The organism is Leucobacter sp. UCD-THU (genome assembly GCF_000349545.1).
GTDB lineage: Bacteria > Actinomycetota > Actinomycetes > Actinomycetales > Microbacteriaceae > Leucobacter > Leucobacter muris.
Genome location: NZ_APJM01000029.1, coordinates 17,106 through 38,576 on the forward strand (window position 1 = coordinate 17,106; position 21,471 = coordinate 38,576).

Genomic DNA, 21,471 nt, shown 5'->3' on the forward strand with positions numbered 1-21,471 from the left:
CTAGTACGGTGGCAATCCAGCAAAACCCCTTCGGTCAGGTGCTCGTCGCGCTCGTCACGCCCTTCCAGGCTGACGGCGAGGTCGATTGGCCGGCCGTCGAGAAGCACATCGACGACTGCATTCAGAGCGGTGCCGACGGCATCGTGGTCACCGGCACCACCGGCGAGACCTCCACGCTGACCGACCCCGAGAAGATCAAGCTCGTCGAGGTCGCCAAGTCGGTGGCCGCCGGCCGCGCGAAGATCATCACGGGCGGCGGGTCCAACGAGACCGCGCACGCCATCGAGCTCTACCAGGCCAGCGAGAAGGCCGGCGCCGACGGCGTCATGATCGTCACCCCCTACTACAACAAGCCCACCCAGGCGGGCCTGCTCACGCACTTCCGCATGGTCGCCGACGCGACCGACCTGCCGGTGATCCTGTACGACATCCCCGGCCGCACCGGCGTGCCCATCAAGTACGAGACGATCCTGCGTCTCGCGAAGCACCCCAACATCCTCGCCGTGAAGGACGCCAAGGGCGACTTCAGCGAGGTGAGCCGAGTGCTCAACCAGACCGACCTCATGTACTTCTCGGGCGACGACGCCAACGTGCTGCCGCACCTCTCGATCGGCGCGACCGGCCTCATCGGCGTGACCGCCAACATCGCCTCGGCGCCCTACCGCGCCATCATCGACGCCGTCAACGCCGGCGACCTGCACACGGCCCGCGACGCCCACCAGCGCCTCGAGCCGCTCGTGCGCGCGGTGATGACGCACGTGCCCGGCACGGTCGCGGCGAAGTACATCCTGCACGGCCTCGGCCGCATCGGCAGCCCGCGCGTGCGCCTGCCCCTCGTGGGGCCGGAGGAGTGGGAGGCCGCCCTCATCGAGGACGAACTCGCCCTCGTGGCCGACGTGCCCGGCGTCGACCTCTCGAACTTCAGGCCGGACCGCAATGCGGCTGCCGGCGGTGCCCTGCCCCAGATCGCAGGCACCACCCGCTAACGAAGCGGCCCCCTGAGCCTGTCGCAGGGGGAACCCAATAGCTGCTCCCCTCGACAGGCTCGGGGAGCAGGCAAGGAACACATGACGAACCCCCCCTACGCCCCGCCCAAGCTCGAGAAGGGCACCCTTCGCATCACGCCGCTCGGCGGTCTCGGCGAGGTCGGTCGCAACATGACCGTCTACGAGATCGACGGCAAGCTGCTGATCGTCGACTGCGGCGTGCTCTTCCCCGAGGTGCAGCACCCGGGCGTCGACCTGATCCTGCCCGACATCAGCAAGATCGAGGACCGCCTGGGCGACATCGTCGCCGTCGTGCTCACGCACGGCCACGAGGATCACATCGGCGGCGTGCCCTACCTGCTCAAGCTGCGCGAGGACATCCCCCTCGTGGGCTCGCGCCTCACGCTCGCCTTCGTCGAGGCGAAGCTCAAGGAGCACCGCATCCGGCCGAAGACCCGCGTCGTCGCCGAGGGCGACCGCGTCGAGTACGGCCCCTTCGACCTCGAGTTCGTCGCGGTCAACCACTCGATCCCCGACGCCCTGGCCGTCGCGATCCGCACCGACGCCGGTCTTGTGATCGGCACGGGCGACTTCAAGATGGATCAGCTGCCGCTCGACGGCCGCATCACCGACCTCCGCGCCTTCGCGAAGCTGGGCGAGGAGGGCGTCGACCTCTTCATGACCGACTCGACGAACGCCGACGTGCCCGGCTTCACGCCGCTCGAGAAGAACATCGGCCCCGTCATCGAGCAGGTCATCGCGAAGACGCCGGGCAAGGTCGTCGTCGCGAGCTTCTCGAGCCACGTGCACCGCGTGCAGCAGGTGCTCGACGCCGCCCACGCGAACGGCCGCCGCGTCGTGCTGCTCGGCCGCTCGATGGTGCGCAACATGAAGATCGCGGCCGACCTCGGCTACCTCGACGTGCCCGAGGGCGTGCTCGTGGACCTCAAGAAGAGCGGCGACATCCCGGATCACCGCATCGTCTACATGTCGACCGGTTCGCAGGGCGAGCCGATGGCGGTGCTCAGCCGCATGGTCAACCGCGAGCACCAGGTCGAGGTGGGCCACGGCGACACCGTCATCATGGCGTCCAGCCTGATCCCGGGCAACGAGACCTCCGTCTACCGCGTGATCGACGGGCTCATCAAGCTCGGCGCCAACGTGGTGCACAAGGGCAACGCGAAGGTGCACGTGTCGGGTCACGCCGCCGCGGGCGAGCTGCTCTACTGCTACAACATCGTGCGCCCCAAGAACGTCATGCCGATCCACGGCGAGTACCGCATGCTGGTGGCCAACGCCGCGCTCGCGATCGAGACGGGCGTGCCGCAGAACCGCACCGTCATCGCCGAGAACGGCACTGTCGTCGACCTCGCCGACGGCGTCGCCCGCGCGGTGGGCCAGCTCGACACCGAGTTCATCTACGTCGACGGCAAGAGCGTCGGCCGGGTCACCGACGACGATCTGCGGGACCGCCGCACGCTCGCCGAGGAGGGCTTCATCTCGGTGATCACCGTGGTCGAGCCCACGACCGCGCACATCGTGTCGGGCCCCGACATCCACGCGAAGGGCGTCGCCGAGGAGGCACGGGTCTTCGAGAAGATCAAGCCGCAGATCGCCGACGCGCTGGAGGCGGCCATGCAGGACGGCGTGACCGACCACCACCAGCTGCAGCAGATCACGCGCCGCACCATCGGCCGCTGGGTCGGCACGAAGCTGCGCCGCAAGGCGATGATCGTGCCCGTCGTGGTGGTGGTGTAGCGAGTGTCGGGATCCCTCTCGGGAGCGGCCGGCTTACCGGGGGCGGCCGCCCCCGGGGGAGCGGTCGCGCGCTTCGCGGGCGACGCCGAGCGCGCCGACTGGGACGCGCTGATCGCTGCGAACCCGGGGGGCGGCGAGGTCTGGATGGGCGACGCCTATCTCGACGTGAAGCGCCGAGAGGGCCGCTACCGCGATCACCGCGTGATCGTGGAGCGCCCCGGGCAGGCCCCGATCGCCGTGGGCGTGCTCGCGAAGCGGGTGCCCCTGCTGGGGGAGTGGTGGCACCTGCCCGCCGGCCCCGCCGGTGAGAGCACCGAGGCCGTACTCGAGGCCGCCGCGGCCGTCGCGGCGCTCGCGCGATCCCGCGGCGCGTTCCTGCTGAAGATCGAGCCCCGGCTGGATCCCTCGGCCCGCGACGCGATCCACGCCGCCGGCTACCGCGACACCGTGCGCATCGTGCCGAACCCCTCGACCGTGATCGTCGACCTCGGCGACCCCGCCCGCTCCGAGGAGCAGCTCCTCGCCGGGCTCGGCAAGAAGGCCCGCAACTCGATCAACCGCGCGAAGCGCGACGGCATCGTCGCGACGCGGGTGTCCGCCACCGACGAGCACTGCGCGGCGCTCTACCGCCTGCTGCAGGAGACCGCCGAGGGCCGCTTCGTGCTGCGCTCCGAGCGCTACTACCGCGAGTTCTGGCAGTCGTTCGAGCGCGCCGGATCCGGCCAGATGTTCCTCGCCCACCGCGACGACGCCGACGGCCGCCCCCAGCTCATCGCCGGCGCCTACGCGATGGCGCTCGGCGCGAAGACCACCTACAAGGACGGCGCCTCGGTGCGCGCGAAGACGGCCTACGGGGCCTCGCACGCCCTACAGTGGGAGGTGATCCGCTGGGCTCACGAGCGCGGCGCGGTCGCCCACGACCTCTGCGGTGCGCCGCCCGCGGCTCGCGCCGACGACCGAGAGCACCCCCTCCACGGCGTGGGACAGTTCAAACGCTCCTTCTCGCCGGACATCACCGACTACGCGGGGGCGTTCGACCTGCCGCTGAAGCCCGCGGCGTACCGCTTGTGGGCGACGCTCGGCGACCGTCTCGCCCGCCGCGCCTCGCTCGCGATCCGGAAGGACCCGTACTACTGATGGCCGCTGCGGGACTCATGCGCGCGAGCGCGGTGATGGCATCCGGCACCATGGTGTCGCGCATCCTCGGGCTCGCGAAGGCGATGCTGCTCGCCTACGCGATCGGATCGGTCGGCTCGGTCTCGGCCGACGCGTTCCAGAACGGCAACCTGCTGCCCAACACGCTCTACATGATCCTGCTCGGCGGCATGCTCAACGCCGTGCTCGTGCCGCAGATCGTGAAGGCCGCGAAGAACCCCGACGGCGGCGCCGGCTACATCAACAAGATCCTCACGCTCATCTCGGTGGGCATGTTCGGCATCACGGTGCTCGCGATGCTCGCCGCGCCCTGGATCGTGTGGCTCACCGCGATGGCCTGGCCCCCCGAGCAGCTCGCCCTCGCGACCGCCTTCGCCTACTGGTGCCTGCCGCAGATCGTGTTCTACGGCCTCTACACCGTGCTGGGCGAGGTGCTGAACGCCCGCAGCGTGTTCGGGCCGTTCACCTGGGCGCCCGTGCTGAACAACGTCATCGCGATCGCCGGCATCATCGTGTTCATGCTGATGTTCGGGGCCGACCCGACCGGCGGGCTGCGCTCGGTCGTCGACTGGGACGCGCTCTCGATCGGCGTGCTCGCGGGCAGCGCCACGCTCGGCGTCGCGGCGCAGGCGCTGATCCTGTTCGTCTCGTGGCGCAAGGCCGGCATCCGCTACCGCCCCGACTTCAAGTGGAAGGGCATGGGCCTCGGCCACACCGCCCGCATCGCGGGCTGGAGCCTCGCGACCATCACCGTGATGCAGCTCGGCGGCTTCGTCACCAACAACATCGTCGCGACGGGCACCGGGGCCGGCCCCTCGACGAGCGCGATGGCGAACGTCTGGCTCATCTTCATGATGCCGCACTCGGTGATCGCGGTCTCGCTCGCCACGGCCTACTTCACGCGGCTCTCGGAGTGGGGACAGACCGGTCGCATGGCCGAGTTCGTCGCGGACTTCTCGGCCTCGGCCCGGCAGATCGCGCTCGTCATGGTGCTCGCCGCTTCGGCCGTGTTCGCGGCGGCGCCGTTCGTGGCGCGCATCATCAACTTCGGCGCGACGCCGCTGCAGGTCGATCAGTTCTCGGAGGCGCTGCAGGCGTACGTGGTGAGCCTCGCCGCCTACAGCTTCCTGTTCATCGTGCAGCGCGCCTTCTACGCGCTCTCCGATACGCGCACCCCGTTCCTCTTCACCTCGGTGCAGATGGGACTCGTCATCGCGCTGTCGCTGCTGCTGCTGCTCGCCCCGCCCGCGAAGGTCGGCATGCTGTTCGCCGTGGTGTGGTCGTTCGCCACGATCGTGCAGGCGCTGCTGGCCACGTGGCTGCTGCGACGCAAGATCGGCTCGATCGACGGCCGCCGGATCGCGCAGAGTCTCGTGAAGTTCGTGCTCGCCGCGGTTCCGGCCGTGGCGCTCGGCCTGCTCGCGACGTGGCTGCTGCGGCTCGCCGTGCCCGCGTACGACGCGGTGCTCGCGATCCCGTTCGCCGCCGCGGTGGCGGGGATCGTCGCCGCCGTCTACGTGGTCGCGCTCCGTCTGCTGCGCTCGCCCGAACTCGCCGAACTCACCGGCTTCGTCTCACGCAAACTCGGAAGGAACCGTTCGTGACCTCCCTCACCGTGACCCCCTGCACCGACCGGGAGCTCTGGGACTCGACCGTCAAGCGCCTCGGCGGGCATCCGCTGCAGCTGTGGGGCTGGGGCGAACTCAAATCGGCGCACCGCTGGAGCGCCGAGCGCGTGCTCGTGCGCTCGGGATCCGGCGCCTCCGCCGACGTGGTGGGCGCCTGCCAGCTGCTGACCCGCACCCTGCCCGGGCCGCTCGGCGGCTTCGTCTACGCCCCCCGCGGCCCCGTCCTCGCGCACGCCTGGGGCGAGTCGGCGGCGGGGGATCCCGATCTCCCGGCCGCGCAGCCCGCGCCCGCCGAGGTGGCCGACGCCGTCGCCGCACACGTGCACGGCTCCCGGCGGGCCGTCGCGGTGTCGATCGAGCCCGACGAGGACGCGGAAGTCTTCCCGCTCTCGGGCGGCTGGCGCGAGGCGAAGACCCCGGTGCTGCCCGCGAGAACCCTGATCCTCGACCTGCGGCGCTCCGAGGACGAACTGCTCGCCGACATGTCGAAGAAGCACCGCCAGTACGTGCGCAAGGCGGGCCGCGAGGAGTCGCTGTCGATCCGGCCCGTCGAGACGATCGCGCAGCTCGACGAGTGCCTCGAGGTCTACCGCCAGACGAGCGAGCGCGCCGACTTCGGCCTGCACGAGGATTCCTACTACCACGACGCGTTCACGATGCTCGGCGACGATTCGCCCGTGTGGGCCGCGTACGTCGAGGAGCGGCCGGTCGCGTTCCTGTTCATGGCGAAGTCGGCGCGCACCGCCTTCGAGCTCTACGGCGGCATGGACGAGACCGGGCAGCGGCTGCGCGCGAACTACGCGCTCAAGTGGCACGTGATCCGCGAGATGAAGCGGCTCGGGATCGAGCGCTACGACTTCGGCGGCCTCATCAACGACGGCGTGACCACGTTCAAGAAGGGCTGGGCCTCGCACGAGAACCTGCTCGCCGGGTCGTGGGACCGGCCGGGGCCGGGTTACCGGGTCTGGACCGAGGGCCTGCCGCTCGTGAAGAAGGCGGTGCGGGCGTTGCGACGACGCGGAGCGTCGGCGTAGACCGCAGTGCCGCCCACGGCGGCAGCCTACGGAGCGGAGCGAGGGGTAGCGGGCGTTGCGACGACGCGGAGCGTCGGCGTAGCCCGCAGTGCCGCCCACGGCGGCGAAACGGGGCACCTCGGAGCGTCACGTCGCGAATGTCGGCGGTCGAACGTACCCTTTTAGCATGGCCAGCAAAACTTCGTCGCGCGAAAAATCGGGCAAGACCACGGCACGGGGATCCCGCGCCGGGTCGTCCCGTGCCACCGCGAAGACGCGGGTGCTCGCCGAGCCCGAGCCCCGCGAGAACGGGATCGTGCGCGCCTGGAACGGCCTCGCCCACGCGATCGGCGGCGCGGCGCGCGCCTTCCGTCTCGAGCCTCTCGCCCCCGAGGATCGACGCGACGGCATCCCGCTGCTGCTGATGCTGCTCGCCGTCGCGGGCGCCGTGGTCGAGTGGTTCATGATCGGCCAGCCGGTGGCCGTGCAGCTCGACGCATGGTCGTTCGGCGGCCTCTTCGGCCGGGTGGCGTTCGGGCTTCCGATCATCATGGTCGGCTTCGCGCTGTGGCTGTTCAACCACCCCTCGAGCGTCAACGACAACCGCCGCATCGCGATCGGCCTCTTCATCGCGATCATGAGCGTCGCCGGTCTGTCCCACATCTACGGCGGGCGGCCGATCCCGAGCCAGGGCATGCCGGCGCTCGCCGAGGCGGGCGGGCTGCTCGGCTGGATGGTGGGCGCGCCTCTGCTCGCGCTGACGGTGTGGGTGGCGACCCCGGTGCTGTCGCTGATGCTGCTCTTCTCGGTGCTCATCGTCACGAAGACGCCTCCGGGGCGCATCGTGCGGCGGCTGCACGAGGCGTACGAGTTCCTGTTCGGTGTGACCGAGGGCGCCGACGCCCAGACCGACGAGCGCCCGGCGAAGTCGCGCCGCCGAGACAAGGAGTCGCAGCAGGCGCTCTTCGATCTCGAGAGCGAGACCGAGACGGGCGACGGCTCGCTGCCGTGGTGGCGGCGCAACGCCTCCGGTCGAGAAGAAGACCCCGAGTACGCCGACGACAAGTCTGCGCTCGACTCCGCGCTCGAGCCGAGCGCCCCCGACGCGCAGAGCGAGGGCGCCTTCGAGTCCGCGCTCGCCCCCGACGCCGCCGACCCGTTCCCGGCGGGCCTCTTCGACGAACTCGAGCAGGCCGAGGCGGCCGTGGAGGCCGCGGGCGCGACGCGGGCGTCGGGGCTGGGCGACGATTCGTGGGACGACTTCTCGGCGGCCGCCGAGCCCGCACCGACCTCACAGCTGCCCGAGGTCGCAGACGCGGCGCCGTTCGCGGTCGCGCCTCCTCACGATCCGGCGCAGCGCGAGTACCTGCTGCCCGACCAGGGCACGCTGGCGACGGGCGACGCCCCCAAGACCCACACCGAGGCGAACGACCAGATCATGGCCGCGATCGCGCGCGTGTTCGAGGAGTTCAAGGTCGACGCGCGTGTGAGCGGGTTCTCCCGGGGCCCGACCGTCACCCAGTACGAGGTCGAGCTCGGGCCGGGTGTCAAGGTCGAGAAGGTCACGGCGCTGTCGAAGAACCTGTCGTACGCGGTGGCGTCGAACGAGGTGCGCATCCTCTCTCCGATCCCGGGCAAGAGCGCGATCGGCATCGAGATCCCCAACAAGGATCGTGAGAACGTCGCCCTCGGCGACGTGCTGCGCTCGAGCCGTGCTCAGCGCAGCGCGCACCCCATGACCATCGGCGTCGGCAAAGACGTGAAGGGCGGCTTCGTCGTCGCGAACCTCGCTAAGATGCCCCACCTGCTCGTGGCCGGCGCCACCGGCTCGGGCAAGTCGAGCTTCATCAACTCGATGATCACGAGCATCCTCATGCGGGCGACCCCCGCCGAGGTGCGCATGGTGCTCGTCGATCCGAAGCGCGTCGAGCTCACCGTCTACCAGGGCGTGCCCCACCTCATCACCCCCATCATCACGAACCCCAAGAAGGCGGCCGAGGCGCTGCAGTGGGTCGTGAAAGAGATGGACATGCGCTACGACGATCTGGCGAGCTTCGGCTTCCGCCACATCGACGACTTCAACGAGGCCGTGCGCTCCGGGTCTATCGTGCTGCCCGAGGGCAGCCAGCGCGTGCTCAAGCCGTACCCGTACCTGCTGGTGGTGGTCGACGAGCTCGCAGACCTCATGCTGGTGGCGCCCCGCGACGTCGAGGATTCGATCCAGCGCATCACCCAGCTCGCCCGTGCCGCGGGCATCCACCTGGTGCTCGCGACGCAGCGCCCGTCGGTGAACGTGGTGACGGGCGTGATCAAGTCGAATGTTCCGAGCCGCTACGCGTTCGCGGTGGCGTCGGGCACCGACTCCCGCGTCATCCTCGACGAGGTGGGCGCCGAGCGCCTCATCGGCCAGGGCGACGGCCTGCTGCTGCTCAACGGCGAGTCGACGCCGATGCGCGTGCAGGGCGCCTGGGTGGGGGAGCCCGAGATCGCGAAGGTGGTCGCCCACGTCAAGGCCCAGGCTCAGCCCGAGTACCGGCCCGACGTGGCGCAGGTCGCCGAGAAGAAGGAGATCGACGAAGACATCGGAGACGACCTCGAGGTGCTGCTCGCGGCTATCGAGCTCGTGGTCACTTCGCAGTTCGGCTCGACCTCGATGCTGCAGCGCAAGCTGCGCGTCGGCTTCGCGAAGGCCGGCCGGCTCATGGACCTCATGGAGTCGCGCGACATCGTGGGTCCCTCCGAGGGTTCGAAGGCGCGAGACGTGCTCGTCTCGCCCGAGCAGCTGCCCGAGGTGATCGCCCGCATCAAGGGAGGCCCCGCAGCTCCGGCCCCCTTCCAGCAGCCCGCAGCCGCACCGGAGCGCCCCCAGGCGGCCCCCGCCGCCGCGGCCAGCCCCGAGGCGAATGCCGGGGAGCACGACGCCGCGACCGATGTGATCGAACCGCTCACGGAGTCCGACGGTTTCGGCGACGATCGCTACGACGACCCGGTGGCGAAGTACCAGGCCACGCTCGAAGAGGTCGACGGCGACGACGACGAGGACGCCTGGCAGCTGACGGGCCGAGAATGAGCCGGGACCGCCGGTCGCGAGCGAACACGAGGAAGAGATGACCGCACAGGATTCACCGGCGAAGCCGAGCAATTGGAACGCCCCGAACATCATCACGGTGGCGCGCAGCATCGCGACGCCGTTCTTCCTCTGGATGCTGCTGGCCGACGGCGGTCAGGGCGGCCCGCTGCGCTGGGCGTCGGCGGTGTTCTTCGTGCTCGCGATCGCGACCGACGCGTGGGACGGGCACCTCGCGAGATCCCGCGGTCTCATCACCGACCTCGGCAAGCTGCTCGACCCGATCGCCGACAAGGCGCTCACGGGTGCCGCGCTCGTGGGGCTCTCGATCCTCGGCGAGCTGCCGTGGTGGGTGACCATCGTGGTGCTGGTGCGCGAGATCGGCATCACCGTGCACCGCCTCATGATCGCGCACGACGTGGTGGTCGCTGCCGCCTGGATGGGCAAGCTCAAGACGGTCGTGCAGGCCGTCGCGATCACACTCGCCCTGCTGCCCCTCGCCGGGGTGCTGGGGCCGGCCGCCCCCGTGGCCTACTGGGCGAACGTGATCACCATGATGGCGGCGGTCGCGCTCACGATCATCAGCGGCGTCGACTACGTGGTCGCCTTCATGCGCGCGAAGCGGGTCCGCTCGTGAAGCCCATCGGCCAGGGCTCGCCCGGCGCCGGCGGCGAGCTCGCCCGGGCGGTGGTCGAGATCGCGGCGGCGCGGGGGCTGCGCATCGCCGTCGCCGAGTCGCTCACGGGCGGGCTGCTCGCCGACGCGCTCGTGTCAGTGCCCGGCTCTTCGCGGGTCTTCTCGGGCGGGGTCGTGGCCTACGACACCGCACTGAAGCACTCCGTGCTCGGAGTCGACGACGAACTGCTGCGAGAGAAGGGCCCCGTCGACGGCGAGGTGGCGCGTCAGATGGCCAGGGGCGTGCGTGAGCTCTGCGCAGTGCCCCGCGCGGACGGGGCGGAACCGGAGTCCGCCGATATCGGCCTGGCGACCACCGGCGTCGCGGGTCCCGAACCCGACCCGCAGACGGGCCAGCCGGTCGGCACCGTGTGGGTGGGGCTGTGCCTCGGCGACCGGGCCCGCTCGGTGGAGTACTCGCTCTCGGGGGACCGCGGCGAGATCCGCAATGGCTCTGTCGCGGCGGCTCTCGAACTGCTCGTCGGCGAGCTCGGCGCATCGGAACTTGAGTCGGACTGACTCAAGTTCAGCAAAGTTTCAGGAATAGGCGCGGTAGTGTCGGGGTTATTCCCAGTGACTCCCTCCACACTGGAGGGGCGTCCCCGCTGTGGCGGCTTGTCGATGAGCGGGTATTGTGGAGCATGACCCCGTGTCATGCAGTGAAGGAGGGTTCACATGGTGCTGATGCGTCAAGAGATCGGCGACGTGCTGCGTGACTTCCGGCTGCAGAAGGGGCGCACGCTGCGACAGGTCGCCGGTGATGCGAGCGTGGCGCTCGGCTACCTGAGCGAGGTGGAGCGCGGCCAGAAGGAGGCCTCGAGCGAGATTCTCGCCGCGGTCGCCGATGCGCTGGATACGCCGCTGTCCGTGATCATGGGCGAGGTGAGCGAGCGGCTCGCCGTGGTCGAGGGGCTGTCGATGCCTCTCGCCGGCCGGGTTCCGGATACGGTGCCGGCCGAGTTGATGTCGGGCTACGCGCCCGAGCTGGTGTCGTAACCCTTCGTGAAGCTGAGCGAGTTCCGACGCGCTTGCGCCGACGAGTTCGGCGACGATTACTCCGGAGTGCTGATCCGGGATCACTGGCTCGCCGCGCTCGGCGGCACACCGGCCGAGGCGCTCGAGCGCGGGGTTCCGGCGCGCGAGGTCTGGGCGGCGCTGTGCGTCGACCTCGATGTTCCGCTCGAGCGGCGCCACGGCCGCGGTCTGCTCGAGCCCCGCGACTGAGGGGCGTTCGCCGGGGTCGGAAGCGCGATCCCGATCCCGGCGTCGTGCTGCGCAGGGGCGCCGTGCGGCGGCGAATCGCAACTGGTCGCGACACGCGCGTCCGTTGTGCAAACGCGGCAGCGTTCGCGCAGGGCGCGAAAGCGCCGCACACGGCGGCGAATCACAACTGGGCGCGACACGCGCCTCCTTGCGCTTCGAATATGTGTTCGAATCGTGGTAACTTCGTGCACAGGTAGCCGATTCGCCGACTTATCCTCAGACTCGCCGCTCGATCCAAGAATGTCAGTGGTCCGTCCTAAGGTGTGAAGCAACCGGATATCGATGCCTTGTCTGCCCCATCATCGGGGTCGAGACAGTCGGTAGGCAGCAGTCGAGCGGCGCCGCCGCGCACATCGAAGGAGCAAGATCATGGCAGCACCCAAGTCCCCCGTGGGGGCACCCAAGGATCGTGAGAAGGCGCTCGAAGCGGCCCTCGCGCAGATCGACAAGAACTTCGGCAAGGGCGCGATCATGCGCATGGGAAGCGTCGAGCGCGCGCCCGTCGAGGTGATCCCCACCGGTTCGGTCGCCCTCGACGTCGCGCTCGGCATCGGCGGGCTGCCGAGGGGTCGCATCATCGAGATCTACGGCCCCGAGTCGTCGGGCAAGACCACACTCACCCTGCACGCGATCGCCAATGCGCAGCGCGCGGGTGGCATCGCCGCGTTCATCGACGCCGAGCACGCGCTCGATCCCGAATACGCGAAGAAGCTGGGCGTCGACATCGATGCGCTGCTCGTGGCCCAGCCCGACACCGGCGAGCAGGCGCTCGAGATCGCCGACATGCTCATCCGCTCGGGCTCGGTCGACCTCGTCGTCATCGACTCCGTCGCGGCGCTCGTGCCGAAGGCCGAGATCGACGGCGAGATGGGCGACAGCCACGTCGGTCTGCAGGCTCGACTCATGTCGCAGGCGCTGCGCAAGATCACCGGCAGCCTGAACGCCACCAAGACCACCGCCATCTTCATCAACCAGCTGCGCGAGAAGGTGGGCGTGTTCTTCGGCAGCCCCGAGACCACCTCCGGCGGTAAGGCGCTCAAGTTCTACGCCTCGGTGCGTCTCGACATCCGTCGCATTCAGACGCTCAAAGACGGCACCGACGCGGTGGGCAACCGCACTCGCGTCAAGGTCGTGAAGAACAAGATGGCGCCTCCCTTCAAGCAGGCCGAGTTCGACATCCTCTACGGTGTGGGCATCTCGCGCGAGGGCTCGCTCATCGACTACGGCGTCGAGCAGGGCTTCATCAAGAAGAGCGGCGCCTGGTTCACCTACGACGGCGATCAGCTCGGTCAGGGCATGGAGAATGCTCGCCGCTTCCTCATTCAGAACCCCGACGTCGCGGCTGAGATCGAAGAGAAGATCCTCACGAAGCTCGGCGTCAACGGGCGCAGCGAAGAACCTGCTGAGCCCGAGGCCCCGGCGGTGACGCCGCTCGCCGAGCCCGAGCAGCGCGCCAGCGCCTGAACCCGTGGCTGTTCGTTTCCTGCCTCCGCCCGAGCAGCGGCCCGCGGGCGGGTCTCCGAGCCGAGCCGACCTGGCTGAGGTCATCGAACTGCGTTCGCGGCTCGGGGGCCCCGGCTGGGGTGAGACGCCGTCCGAACCGCAGTCGGAGTCGCCGCGCGAACGCGGGCATGAGTACCGCGAGCCCGAGCGTCCGGAATCCGGTCCCGAGCAGTCTGATGCGCCCGGCGTCTCCGGCCCCTCGCGGGTGTCGAGCGACGGCGATCCTCGAACGACCGAGGCCGAGCCGTCGGCGGTCGCCGAGATCCGTGCGCGTCTGCAGTCGATCGTGAGCATGGACGCGTTCCGCGATGGCGGCACCGCTTCTGCCCCCGGGGCCGACGCAGCGTGCGTGGCAGACGCCGAGCCGGGCGCCGAGGCGACCGCCGCTGCCGACGATGAAGACGACCGCAGTTCGGCCTACGACGACGGGGTGCGACTGCTCGCGCGCCGAGCCCGATCGAGCTTTTCGAAGGTCTTTTGGGCTCCGTCGANNNNGATCGAGCGGCCAAAACACGTTCGAAAAAGCAGAGCCACTATCTCGACGACGAGGGCCTCGCCCGCGCGGTCACCGAGAAACTGCGCGAGACGAAGCGGGCCAGCCGGGCGCAGATCCGCATCAAGCTGCGAGAGCGGCGGCTCCCCGACTCAGCCATCGAGGAGGCCCTCGGGCAGCTGGACACCGACGAGGAGTTCGCCCTGCTGCGGGAGACCGCTCAGGACCGGGCGCGCAAGCTCGGAGGCCTCGACCGGCAGACCGCCGAGCGCCGGCTGCTCGGCTTCCTCGCCCGCCGCGGCTGGTCCGGAGAGCCCGCGATGCGCGCAGCCCGGGAAGCGCTCGACGGCGGAGCAGGCGGCGGCACCGGCGGTGGCTCCGGCGTGCGGTTCCGCTGAGGGCGCGGCCGATGCCGCCCGCCCGCCACCGAGCGTGCGGCATCGGCCGCGCTGACGGCGCAGCGGATCGGCGGCGGTAGAATTCCCCCATGACTCTCGCCACCGCCGAACCGACCGAGATCGCCCCGTCGCCCGCCGCCCTCCGCCCCGACGGCAGCCCCCGCAGCTACACGGTGCGCACCCTCGGGTGCCAGATGAACGTGCACGACTCCGAGCGACTCTCCGGATCGCTCGAGGCGGCCGGGTACATCGCGGCCGAAGACGCCGAAGACGCCGACGTGGTCGTCATCAACACCTGCGCCGTGCGGGAGAACGCGGCCAACCGCCTCTACGGCAACCTCGGCCACCTCGCCGGCGTGAAGCGCGAGCGCGAAGGCATGCAGATCGCCGTCGGCGGCTGCCTCGCCCAGAAAGACCAGGGCGCCATCGTCGAGAAGGCTCCCTGGGTCGACGTCGTGTTCGGCACCCACAACATGGGCTCGCTGCCGACGCTGCTCGAGCGGGCCAGGCACAATCACGAGGCGCAGGTCGAGATCCTCGAATCGCTCGAGATCTTCCCCTCCACGCTGCCGACGAAGCGCGACTCGGCGTCGAGCGGCTGGGTGTCGATCTCGGTCGGCTGCAACAACACCTGCACCTTCTGCATCGTGCCCGCCCTGCGCGGCAAAGAGAAAGACCGCCGCCCCGGCGACATCCTCTCAGAGGTGCAGGCGCTCGTCGACGACGGCGCGATCGAGGTCACCCTGCTGGGCCAGAACGTGAACACCTACGGCGTCGAGTTCGGCGACCGGCAGGCCTTCGGCAAGCTGCTGCGCGCCATGGGCGACATCGAGGGGCTCGAGCGGGTGCGCTTCACGAGCCCGCACCCCGCCGCGTTCACCGACGACGTGATCGCCGCGATGGCCGAGACCCCCAACGTCATGCCCTCGCTCCACATGCCGCTGCAGTCGGGCTCCGACACGGTACTCAAGGCGATGCGCCGCTCGTACCGCTCCAAGAAGTTCCTCGGCATCCTCGACGCGGTGCGCGAGCGCATCCCGAACGCGGCGATCACCACCGACATCATCGTCGGATTCCCCGGCGAGACCGACGACGACTTCGAGGACACGCTGCGCGTCGTCGAGCAATCGCGGTTCTCGAGCGCCTTCACCTTCCAGTACTCGATCCGCCCAGGCACTCCCGCGGCGACCATGGACGGGCAGGTGCCGAAAGAGGTCGTGCAGCAGCGCTACGAGCGACTGCTCGCCCTGCAGGAGCGCATCTCGCTCGAGGAGAACCAGGCCCAGATCGGACGCACCGTCGAGGTGCTCGCCTCGGTCGGCGAGGGCAAGAAGGACGCGGCGACGCGCCGCCTCTCAGGCCGCGCCGAAGACAACCGCCTCGTCCACTTCGCCGTGCCGGAGGGGGCCGAGGAACCCCGGCCCGGAGACACCGTCACCGTGCAGGTCACCGCCGCGGCGCCCCACTTCCTCATCGCGGACCTCACCGGCACCTACGCCGTGCGTCGCACCCGGGCCGGCGACGCCTGGGACCGGCGCCAGGCCGACAGCTGCGGCGTGCCCGCACCCGTCGAGGGGGCAGCCCCCCGGGCGGTCAGCCTCGGCCTCCCCACGATCCGCACCCGTGGCTGAGACCGGGGCTCGGCCCCGCCTCTGGGCGATCGTCGGCGCGACCGGCACCGGCAAGTCGGCGCTCTCGCTCGACCTCGCCCAGCACCTCGCCGCGACCGGTCGCCCCGCCGAGATCGTCAACGCCGACGCGATGCAGCTCTACCGCGGCATGGACATCGGCACGGCCAAGCTCCCCGTCGCCGAGCGGCGGGCGATCCCGCACCACCTCTTCGACGCGCTCCGGCCGAGCGAGGAGGCCGCCGTCGCGTGGTACCAGCCCGTGGCCCGCGCCCTCATCGAGCAGATCCACGCTCGCGGCGCCGACGCGATCCTCGTGGGAGGATCGGGGCTGTACGTGTCGAGCGCGGTTTTCGACTTCGCGTTCCCGCCGCGGGACGATGAGCTGCGCGCTCGGCTCGAGGCCGAACTCGCCGAGGGCGGAACCGACCCGCTGCTCTCACGTCTCCGGGCACTCGCCCCCGACGTGGCTGCCGCGGTCGACGCCCGCAACCCGCGCCGCGTGGTGCGCGCGCTCGAGGTCGCCATGCTCGGCGGCGACGCGCGCGTCACGCTGCCCGAGAAGCCCGCCCTGTGGCGGGCCGAGACCAGCATCGTCGGGGTGCACTGCGAACGCTCCGCCCTCGTGGAGCGCCTTGACCGGCGTGTCGAGCAGATGTGGGCCGAGGGGCTGCTCGACGAGGTGCGCGGGTTGATCCCGAACGGCCTCGAACGCGGGAGGACCGCGAGCCGCGCCATCGGGTATGCGCAAGCGCTCGCCGAGCTGCGCGGCGAGGTGACCCGCGCCGAGGCGATCGCCGAGACGCAGGCGCTCACGCGGCGGTACGCGCGCCGCCAGGTGAGCTGGTTCAAGCGCTACCCGGGCATCACCTGGATCGACGGGCCGGATCTGCGCGGGCTGCGCCTCGCCTGACCGTCGTCGGCGTCGAACTCATCGAACCCGGAACCGCAGCCCCTAGGGTGGAAGCATGATTCAGCCAGACGTGCGAACCGTGGAACTGGACCGGAACTCTCGCGAGCGGCTGCGGGCCGGAGGCCTCGACTACCGCCGGGTCGACCCGTCCGACGAGGCGGCGCTCGACGGCTTCATCCGCTCGATCGCGCGGGGCTTCATCGAGGGCGAGCCCACCGAGCAGATGGTCGCCGGGTCGAGACCCGGGCAGGTGGGGCGCCGTCTGATCGGCGTCTACGACGAGGCGAGCCCGCAGGCCGAGCGGCCGGTGGCGACGGTCGGATCCTGGGTCGCGCCCGTGACGGTGCCGGGCGGCGAACTGCCGATGTGGGCCGTCAGCGAGGTCACGGTCGCGCCGACCCACCGCCGCCGGGGGATCGCGCGCGCCATGCTCGAGGGGGAGCTGCGGGCCGCCGCCTCGGCCGGCGTGCCGATCGCGGGGCTCACCGCGTCCGAGGCGACCATCTACGGGCGCTACGGCTTCGGCCCCGCCACCTGGCAGTCGCGCTGGACCGTCGACACCCGCAGAGCGGGGTGGGCGGGCGCCGAGCCCGAGGGGGCGCTGCACCATCTCGGTCAGGAGGCGGTGGCCGAGGCGCTCGGCCGGCTCCACGAGCGCACCCGTCGCACCCGCATCGGCGACATCGAGGGCTGGCCGGTGCGCTGGCGGCAGCTGTCGGGCGCGAAACCGGGGGAGCCCCACGGCGAGAGCGTGCGCGGCGTGCGCTACCTCGATGCCGCGGGCGAGCTGCGCGGGGCGATGGTTTACCGCATCGCCGAGTCCGACGACGACTGGGCGCGATCGCGGCTCGAGATCCGGCACCTCATTGGCGAGACCCCCGAGGCGCGCGCAGCGCTGTGGCGGTTCGCGCTGCAGCACGACCTGGTCGGCACCGTCACGGCCGGGTTCCGTCCGGTCGACGAGCCGCTGCCGTGGCTGCTCGACGACGCCCGGGCCGCGACCCGCACGATCGAGGACCACGGGTGGCTGCGCATCCTCGATCTGCCCGCCGTGTTCGCGGCTCGCCGGTTCGCAGCGCCGCTCGACGTCGTGCTGCGCGTCGCGGATCCGCTCGGCTTCGCCGACGGGGTCTGGCGTGTGGAGGCCCGGGCCGACGGCTCGGGCCGGGCGACCCCGCTCGGCGGGGCGGGTGCGCCGTACGCCTCCGAGGCCGACGGCTCGGGGGTCGACATCGAGATCGGGGTGGCCGAGCTGTCGTCGCTCTATCTCGGCGGCGTCTCCGCTCGCTCGCTCGCGGAGGCCGGGCGGCTGCGGGGCGACGCGTCGGCGACCCGGCGACTCGACGCGGCGCTGCGGATCGAGGGCGAGCCCTTCCTCAGCATCATGTACTGAGTCCGGGAGACGGAGCGACGCGGCCCGCTTCTCGCCGACTCAGCGGCGCGAGCGGCGGTAGCTCTCGAGCGCGGCCCCGCCGGCCGCGATGGCGCCGAAGAGCACCGCGCCGATCGGCCACACGACCCACGAGGTGCCCCACGCGTTGCCGATGAAGCTCCAGGCCAGATAGATCGCGGTGAGCAGGGGCCAGTAGAAGGCGGCGATCACGCCGATCACGCTGTGCTCCCCGTCGTCGTCGGCGGCAGCCGCGGCGCCTCCCGTGAGACGCTCGGCGACGGTGTGAGCCCAGGCCGCCGGCAGCAGGATCGCGAGGCCGGCCGCCACGAAGGCCAGCACGAGCACCACGCCGCCGACGCTCCAGAGGCCGCTGTTCGGCGACTCCTGCATGAGCAGCACGAAGGCGAGCAGCGGGGCGGGGGAGAGGATCCAGAGGGCGACGGCCACCTGCAGCGCGCGGATGCGGGTCCGCTCGTGCTGCTGGGCGAGCGCGTCGGCCCAGTGCGACACCCCCGCATCGGGGGTGAACCTACCGTCGCTCACCCGCTTGTAGGGTGCGAGATCGCGGGCGGTGCTGACGATGAGCAGCACGCCGGCGGTGACGAGCAGGAGCAGGGCCAGCAGGCCGATGGCGGTCGCCGCCCCGGGATCGATCGGCAGCGCCCCCGAATCGGCGGCGGTCGGCAGCGAGATCAGCGCGGCGGGGGAGAGCACGAACAGCACGACCGCCGTGCTCACCCGGAAACGGATGCGGTGCTGGGCTTCGGCGAAACCGCGGGCCTCCTCCATCGTGACCGGCGGGTGCTGCGGCTGCGCGGCGGGTGCGGAGGAGGCGGCGACCGCGACCGGGGCCGCCGATCCCGCGCCCGTGTGCGGAGCGGTCGAGGCGGCCGGAGCGATCTCGGCCGCGATGCCGAGCACCGGGGCGACCTCCTCGAGATTGCCGAAGTCGCGGATCACCTGGCCGACCGCCTCGTTCTCGGTGCGGCCCTCGGCGATGAGGCTCGCGTAGGCGTCCTCCATCATGGTCTGCAGCTCCGTCTTCGCCTCGAGCATGCGGGGCGTCTGCGGATAGGCGCTGAACATGGTGTCCAGGTAGGCGATGATGACGTTCATGATGCGGCTCCTTCGAGGGGGATGCTGGGGAGGGGGGCGTCGAGGCCCGCGACGAAGCGGTCGACGACCGACTTGGTGCTGTGCCACTCGGCGACCTTGAGGCTCAGGTGCCCGGCGCCCGCCTCGGTGATCCGGTAGTAGGTGCGGGGCTTGCCCGACTGCGACGTGCCCGGGTACGACGTCACGAGCCGCGCGTTCTCGAGCCGCTTGACGGCGGAGTAGAGGGTGGTCTGCTTGATCGTGTAGTCGGCGTCCGTGACGGCGCTGATCTGCCGGGCGAGCTCGTAGGCGTACGAGGGGGCTCGACGCAGCAGCGACAGGATCATCAGGTCGATGTAGCCGCGGATGGCGTCTCCGCTGATCATCTCGTCTCCTCTGCTCGGTGTGCTCTGCTCAACATAGTACGTGTGTCGTAGTACGTCAAACGTCGGTGCGGATCCGGGATCCCGCCACGAGCCGCCGCCCCGTAAACTGGGCGGATGACCACCCTCGCGTTCACCAAGGGCCACGGCACGGGCAACGACTTCGTGCTGTTCACCGACCCCGAGGGCGAGCGCCCGCTCACTCCCGAGCAGATCCGCTTCCTCTGCGATCGGCGCTTCGGCATCGGCGCCGACGGCGTGATCCGCGCCGTGCGCTCGCGAGCCCTGCCCGAGGGCGCGGCCTCCCTCGCCGAGGAACCCGAGGCCGAGTGGTTCATGGACTACTGGAACGCCGACGGCACGCCGGCCGAGATGTGCGGCAACGGCATCCGCGTCTACGCGCACTACCTCATCAGCGAGGGTCTCGTCGCCCCCGAGCGCCGCGACACCCTGCCCATCGGCACCCGGGCCGGTGTGAAGGACGTGCTCGCCGGTGTCGCCGGCTACACCGTCGACCTCGGCCGCTGGCGCCTCGCCGAGGAGCGCCTCGTCTCGGCCTACGGCCTCGACGTCGCCCGCCCCGGCCTCGGCCTCGACCTCGGCAACCCCCACGTGGTGACGGCGCTCGCCCACGCGGGCGAACTCGAGGGCCTCGACCTGCATCGCGCCCCCTCGCTCGATCCCGCACCCGCGGAGGGCGCCAACGTCGAGTTCGTCGTGCCCGAGGATCCGCTCGTCGTCGACGGCGTCGCCCGGATCCGGATGCGCGTGCACGAGCGCGGCGTCGGCGAGACGCTCTCCTGCGGCACCGGCACCGCCGCGGCCGCGCTGGCGTTCCGCCACTGGGGCGGCGAGGGCATGCCCAACCACTGGCGCGTCGACGTTCCCGGCGGTCGCCTCGCAGTGCGCATGTTCCCGACCGAGGAGGGGGAGCACGTCTCGCTCAATGGACCCGCCGAACTCGTCTACTCGGGGGAGATCGAGTTGCCGGAGGCGGCGGGGCTGCGTTGATGCGCCGCCGTGTGCGGCGTTTTCACCCGGCTGCGAGCCGCTGGCGCGTCTCGCGACGCCGGCTGCCCGCCGAACTCGTCTACTCGGGGGAGATCGGACCGTCGAAGACCGCGCGGCCGGACAGCGCCGGCGGCGTCGGATGCGTCAGCATGAGATCGACGATCGACTTGGCCGGGCCGCTCAGCGAGCGTGACAGCGGCCAGTTGGCGTAGACGTCTCGCACGGCCGCTGGATGGGCGATCGGTCGGAACACGACCCCCGCCCCCGCGAAGAGCGCGACCGGCAGCTCGGTCGTGAGCCCCGGATCGGAACCGAGCTCGACGAGTGCGAGCAGCGACTGCGGGTGCCTCACGCGGTGCGGCACCTCCGGGTATCGTCCGAGGTCGCGCCAGAACGGGTGCCCGAGCAGACTCTCGGCCTGGAACTGCCCGGTCATGATGAGGCGCTCGTGCACGAGCTCTTCGGGGTCGATCGGCCGGTCGACGTCTGCGGCCCACGGGTGCCCCGGGGGGATCGCGATCAGGAACCGCTCTCGCCACAGCAGTTCGCCGCCGTAGCGCCGGCTCGACAGGGGCGGCTCGGCCTGGCGCAGGAAGACGTCGAGACGACCGGCCTCGGCGGCGGCCTCCATCTCACCCCCCGACATCTCTTCGAGGCGGATCTCGACCCCGGGATGGAGGCCGCGCGCCAAGCGCATCAGATGCGGGAGGTACCCGGCAGAGGCACTGGGATAGGTGCCGATGACCACTGTTCCGCGGTGGGGGCCTCCGTTCCGGTTCCGCATCCGGCGTACGCCGGCTGCGACCTCGCCGAGCACGAGTCGCGCGTGCCTGATGAAGACCTTTCCGGCGGGTGTCAGAGCGACCGGACGGGTGCGCCGATCGATGAGCGGCCTGCCGACGGATCGCTCGAGGGCTTTGAGGTGCCCGCTCACGGTGGGCTGCGAGAGGCGCAGCTCGAGGGCGGCCTGCTGGAAGCCCCCGTGATCCGCCACTGCGACGAAGGATCGGAGCCATCGCAGATCGAGGTCGACGTCTGCTCTCATCGTGACCTTTCGCCGTACTGCACCGCTTCCCTTCGCTATCAATAACACTGATAGTGAGGATTAA

Annotated in this window: 19 protein-coding genes; 16 read left to right on the forward strand and 3 right to left on the reverse strand. The window is 70.8% G+C overall.

All coding sequences use genetic code 11. From position 1 onward, the window contains the following. Positions 1–8: 8 nt before the first annotated feature. From dapA to H490_RS17560, 15 genes are all read left to right on the forward strand, one after another. Complete coding sequence (dapA, locus tag H490_RS17495) at positions 9–986, forward strand: 4-hydroxy-tetrahydrodipicolinate synthase (RefSeq protein WP_031289510.1); 978 nt, start codon at positions 9–11, stop codon at positions 984–986. Between the two features lie 81 nt (positions 987–1,067). Then, on the forward strand, positions 1,068–2,744 hold the full coding sequence (locus H490_RS17500; protein WP_017882686.1) for a ribonuclease J: 1,677 nt from the start codon (positions 1,068–1,070) through the stop codon (positions 2,742–2,744). A gap of 3 nt (positions 2,745–2,747) precedes the next feature. Further along, complete coding sequence (locus H490_RS17505; RefSeq protein ID WP_017882687.1) at positions 2,748–3,881, forward strand: lipid II:glycine glycyltransferase FemX; 1,134 nt, start codon at positions 2,748–2,750, stop codon at positions 3,879–3,881. After that, entirely contained in the window at positions 3,881–5,503 is a 1,623-nt protein-coding gene (gene murJ / locus H490_RS17510; RefSeq protein ID WP_017882688.1) for a murein biosynthesis integral membrane protein MurJ, read from the forward strand. The genes H490_RS17505 and murJ overlap by 1 nt, the downstream gene beginning before the upstream one ends. Continuing rightward, entirely contained in the window at positions 5,500–6,561 is a 1,062-nt protein-coding gene (locus tag H490_RS17515) for a lipid II:glycine glycyltransferase FemX (RefSeq protein ID WP_017882689.1), read from the forward strand. The genes murJ and H490_RS17515 overlap by 4 nt, the downstream gene beginning before the upstream one ends. A 166-nt stretch (positions 6,562–6,727) precedes the next feature. Then, a complete protein-coding gene (locus H490_RS17520; protein ID WP_031289512.1) occupies positions 6,728–9,610 on the forward strand; it encodes an FtsK/SpoIIIE family DNA translocase in 2,883 nt (960 codons plus the stop codon). Positions 9,611–9,647: 37 nt separating this feature from the next. Next, positions 9,648–10,244: a CDP-diacylglycerol--glycerol-3-phosphate 3-phosphatidyltransferase gene (gene pgsA / locus H490_RS17525; RefSeq protein ID WP_017882691.1), complete on the forward strand. Its 597-nt coding sequence runs from the start codon at positions 9,648–9,650 to the stop codon at positions 10,242–10,244. Next, positions 10,241–10,801, forward strand: a complete 561-nt coding sequence (locus H490_RS17530) for a CinA family protein (RefSeq protein ID WP_017882692.1) — start codon at positions 10,241–10,243, stop codon at positions 10,799–10,801. Before pgsA ends, H490_RS17530 begins: the two co-directional genes overlap by 4 nt. Before the next feature lie 156 nt (positions 10,802–10,957). Continuing rightward, positions 10,958–11,278: a helix-turn-helix domain-containing protein gene (locus H490_RS17535; RefSeq protein WP_017882693.1), complete on the forward strand. Its 321-nt coding sequence runs from the start codon at positions 10,958–10,960 to the stop codon at positions 11,276–11,278. 6 nt (positions 11,279–11,284) lie between these two features. After that, on the forward strand, positions 11,285–11,506 hold the full coding sequence (locus tag H490_RS17540; RefSeq protein WP_017882694.1) for a DUF3046 domain-containing protein: 222 nt from the start codon (positions 11,285–11,287) through the stop codon (positions 11,504–11,506). Between the two features lie 429 nt (positions 11,507–11,935). After that, the gene (gene recA, locus H490_RS17545) at positions 11,936–13,009 is read left to right on the forward strand and encodes a recombinase RecA (RefSeq protein ID WP_017882695.1); all 1,074 of its coding nucleotides are present in this window, start codon (positions 11,936–11,938) and stop codon (positions 13,007–13,009) included. A 516-nt stretch (positions 13,010–13,525) separates the two neighbouring features. Then, complete coding sequence (locus H490_RS0115320) at positions 13,526–13,939, forward strand: regulatory protein RecX (protein ID WP_017882696.1); 414 nt, start codon at positions 13,526–13,528, stop codon at positions 13,937–13,939. Between the two features lie 89 nt (positions 13,940–14,028). Further along, a complete protein-coding gene (gene miaB / locus H490_RS17550) occupies positions 14,029–15,570 on the forward strand; it encodes a tRNA (N6-isopentenyl adenosine(37)-C2)-methylthiotransferase MiaB (protein ID WP_017882697.1) in 1,542 nt (513 codons plus the stop codon). Continuing rightward, positions 15,563–16,480: a tRNA (adenosine(37)-N6)-dimethylallyltransferase MiaA gene (miaA, locus tag H490_RS17555; protein WP_017882698.1), complete on the forward strand. Its 918-nt coding sequence runs from the start codon at positions 15,563–15,565 to the stop codon at positions 16,478–16,480. The genes miaB and miaA overlap by 8 nt, the downstream gene beginning before the upstream one ends. A 55-nt stretch (positions 16,481–16,535) precedes the next feature. Beyond that, positions 16,536–17,873: a GNAT family N-acetyltransferase gene (locus H490_RS17560; protein ID WP_017882699.1), complete on the forward strand. Its 1,338-nt coding sequence runs from the start codon at positions 16,536–16,538 to the stop codon at positions 17,871–17,873. A gap of 39 nt (positions 17,874–17,912) precedes the next feature. Here the strand turns inward: H490_RS17560 and H490_RS17565 are convergent, their stop codons facing one another. Then, positions 17,913–18,989 (reverse strand): permease prefix domain 1-containing protein, encoded by a 1,077-nt coding sequence (locus H490_RS17565; protein ID WP_017882700.1) that lies wholly within the window; start codon positions 18,987–18,989, stop codon positions 17,913–17,915. After that, positions 18,986–19,354 (reverse strand): PadR family transcriptional regulator, encoded by a 369-nt coding sequence (locus H490_RS17570; RefSeq protein ID WP_017882701.1) that lies wholly within the window; start codon positions 19,352–19,354, stop codon positions 18,986–18,988. Before H490_RS17570 ends, H490_RS17565 begins: the two co-directional genes overlap by 4 nt. A gap of 114 nt (positions 19,355–19,468) precedes the next feature. Here H490_RS17570 and dapF point away from each other — a divergent pair, with 114 nt between their 5' ends. Beyond that, positions 19,469–20,362, forward strand: coding sequence for a diaminopimelate epimerase (dapF, locus tag H490_RS17575; RefSeq protein ID WP_017882702.1), 894 nt, complete (start codon positions 19,469–19,471; stop codon positions 20,360–20,362). A gap of 79 nt (positions 20,363–20,441) precedes the next feature. On the opposite strand, the gene H490_RS30900 is transcribed toward dapF, so the two are convergent. Beyond that, the gene (locus H490_RS30900; protein ID WP_017882703.1) at positions 20,442–21,407 is read right to left on the reverse strand and encodes a LysR family transcriptional regulator; all 966 of its coding nucleotides are present in this window, start codon (positions 21,405–21,407) and stop codon (positions 20,442–20,444) included. Between the last annotated feature and the right edge of the window lie 64 nt (positions 21,408–21,471).